Source organism: Deinococcus sp. (assembly GCF_025362455.1).
In the GTDB taxonomy this organism is placed as follows: domain Bacteria; phylum Deinococcota; class Deinococci; order Deinococcales; family Deinococcaceae; genus Deinococcus.
On record NZ_JANYGJ010000023.1, the window covers coordinates 1 to 2767 of the forward strand.

At 66.7% G+C, this 2767-nt stretch carries 2 protein-coding genes; one reads left to right on the forward strand and one right to left on the reverse strand.

All coding sequences use genetic code 11. The features are described from left to right. Positions 1-176: 176 nt before the first annotated feature. Positions 177-1220: a 3'(2'),5'-bisphosphate nucleotidase CysQ gene (locus Q0R23_RS01520; protein WP_293909633.1), complete on the reverse strand. Its 1044-nt coding sequence runs from the start codon at positions 1218-1220 to the stop codon at positions 177-179. Positions 1221-1454: 234 nt separating this feature from the next. Between Q0R23_RS01520 and aspS the strand changes: the two genes are divergently transcribed. Further along, entirely contained in the window at positions 1455-2765 is a 1311-nt protein-coding gene (gene aspS / locus Q0R23_RS01525; protein WP_293909634.1) for an aspartate--tRNA(Asn) ligase, read from the forward strand. Positions 2766-2767: the final 2 nt, after the last annotated feature.

Below are 2767 nucleotides of genomic sequence, written 5' to 3' on the forward strand. Positions count from 1 at the left end.
GTGATGCACTTCAAACTTCCGAGCGACGTTATCGATATTTTCGCCGTTCTGGACGGCTTTGACGATGCGTTCTCTCAGCTCGATACCGTAGCCCCTGGCGCCCACAATCGTTCGCATGTACTTATTATGCCACTTGCTCTAGTGCTGAAGCTGGTTCAGTTTCTGAGCCGAGACGCCTACTCCTTCAGGCCAGCCCCGGCCTCACCCGCGAAGCGCGTCACGTCGCGGCTCAGCACCCGCAGATCGGCGGCGTCGCCCTCGGCCCGCACGACGCTCAGGCCGTGCTCGGCGGCTTCGAGCAGGATCAGCGCGGTCAATCTGCCCGCCGCGTGCCGGATGTGCAGCGCCTCGCCGCCCGGCAGCGTGCCTTGATCGGCCTCGCTGAGCAGCGTCCAGGTGGCGTCTGACGGGACCAGCGCCAGTTGCTGCTCCGGCACGGCCAGGCGCCAGAGTTCCCGCTCCAGCCACTGCACCACGTCCAGCCGCCCGGCGACCAGACCTCGGCGGATACTCGGCTGCGGCGAGTTGAGCGCAATGGCCGCGCCGCCGCGCCGGGTCGTGACGCCGCCTGCCGCACGGATCAATGCCATGCCCGCCGCGATGTCCCACTCGCTACGGGGCGACATGGTAAACGTCGCGTCGAGGGCGCCGGAGGCGATCAGCGCCAGCTTGAGCGCGATGCTGCCGGAGGGCTGCATGTTGCGGATGGGGTACTGGTGCAACTCGCGTTTGTGCTCCGTGTCCGAGACGCCGATCACTGCCGTTTCGGGTGGACGGGCCGAGAAGCCGCTGGACGTGCCGTTATGCCACACACCGTCCCCCACCACGCCCAGGTATAAATCCTGGTGGGCCGGGGCGTAGACCACGCCCAGCACCGCCTCGCCGTTCACGCTCAGACCGATGCTGACGCAGAAATCCGGGCTGCCTTCCACGTACTCCTTGGTGCCGTCAATCGGGTCGATGATCCAGACGCGGGACTTACTCAGCCGCTCGGCGTTATCCGTCAGCTCTTCGGACAGGATGCCGTCGTCCGGGAAAGCGGCGCTCAGCCCGGCCACGATCAGCGCGGAGGCTTCGGTGTCGGCCAGCGTCACGGGGTCGTCGGGCGAGGTCTTGTACTCGACGGCAAAGCCCTGGGCGCGGTGACGCATGAGCAAAGCTCCGGCTTTCAAGGCCAGCGCTTCGGCCAGAGCGCGTTCGGCGGTGAGGTCAGTAGACATGTCCAGCAGCATAAAGCCTATGTCCGGAAGGCTCGTTGTCCAGCTTTCCCGGTTGCCCAGCCGCCTCAACCCCGCTAGACTCGCGCCATGTGTGCAGTCGCGGTTTCCAGACGTGCCAATTTCGGTCACTGACAGGGACGCCGGATCACCGCGCCCCCGACGTCCACACGAGTCGGGGGCGCTGTTTATCGGCACCCGACCTCGCTTCCCCGACCTCAACCCAAAGGAGAACCCATGACCACCTCAAGACTGCCCCGCACCCTGACGCGCGAACTCGGCGCGCACGACGGCCAGCCCGTGCGCCTGCAAGGCTTCGTCCACGCCCGGCGCGACCTGGGCGGCGTGCAGTTCCTGGTGCTGCGCGACAAATCCGGCCTGGCCCAGTGCGTCGGCTCCGGGCTGAGCTTGCCCTTGCCGGAGAGCAGCGTGGAGATTCTGGGCACCGTCAAGGCCCACGCCAAGGCGCCCGGCGGCTTCGAGGTGCAGGTCAGCGAGCTGCGGGTGCTCTCGGCGGCCACCGAGGCGTCGCCGCTGGAGATTCCCAAGATGGAATGGAACGTGGCCCCCGAAACCATGCTGGATTACCGCTACGTCTCGGTGCGCGGGCTGCGCGAGCGGGCGGCCCTGAAGGTCCAGGCCGAGCTGGTCTTCGCCTTTCACAGCCACCTCAGATTGGAGGGCTTCACCGAGATCAGCACGCCCAAGATCGTCTCGGCGGGCGCGGAGGGCGGGGCCAACCTGTTCAAGCTCGACTACTTCGGGGAGCAGGCGTACCTGGCGCAGAGTCCGCAGCTCTACAAACAGATCATGGTCGGCGTCTTCGAGCGCGTCTACGAGGTCGCCCCGGTCTACCGCGCCGAGGAACACGCCACCAGCCGTCACCTGAACGAATACCTGAGTCTGGACGTGGAGATGGGCTTCATCGACTCCGAGGAGGACGTGATGGACCTGGAGACCCGTGTGCTCGCCGCCATGATGGAGCGCCTCAAGACCGAATGCGCCCATGAATTCGAGCTGCTGGGCGCCACCATCCCAGCCGTGCCGGAGCACATCCCCCGCATCACGCTGCTGGACGCCCGCGAGCTGGTCACGCAGACCTTCGGGCACGCGGTGGGCGGCAAGGACCTCGACCCCGAAGCCGAGCGGCTGCTGTGCCAGCACTACGCGGGGGCGCTGGGCAGCGACTTCGTGTTCGTCACCAAGTATCCCCGCGCCGCCCGGCCCTTCTACGCCCATCCGGAAATCAATGCGGACGGCACGCTGAGCCCGGACATCACACGCGGCTTCGATCTACTCTTCCGGGGCATCGAGATCACGTCGGGCGGGCAGCGCATCCACGACCACGCCATGCTGATGGACTCCATCCGCGCCTACAGGATGGACCCGGCGGCCATGACCGGCTACTCGGAGGTCTTCAAGTTCGGCATGCCGCCGCACGGGGGTTTTGCCATCGGGGCCGAGCGGCTGACCGCCAGGCTGCTGGGCATCAGCAACGTCAGATACGCCCGCGCCTTCCCGCGTGACCGGAACAGACTGACGCCGTAAGT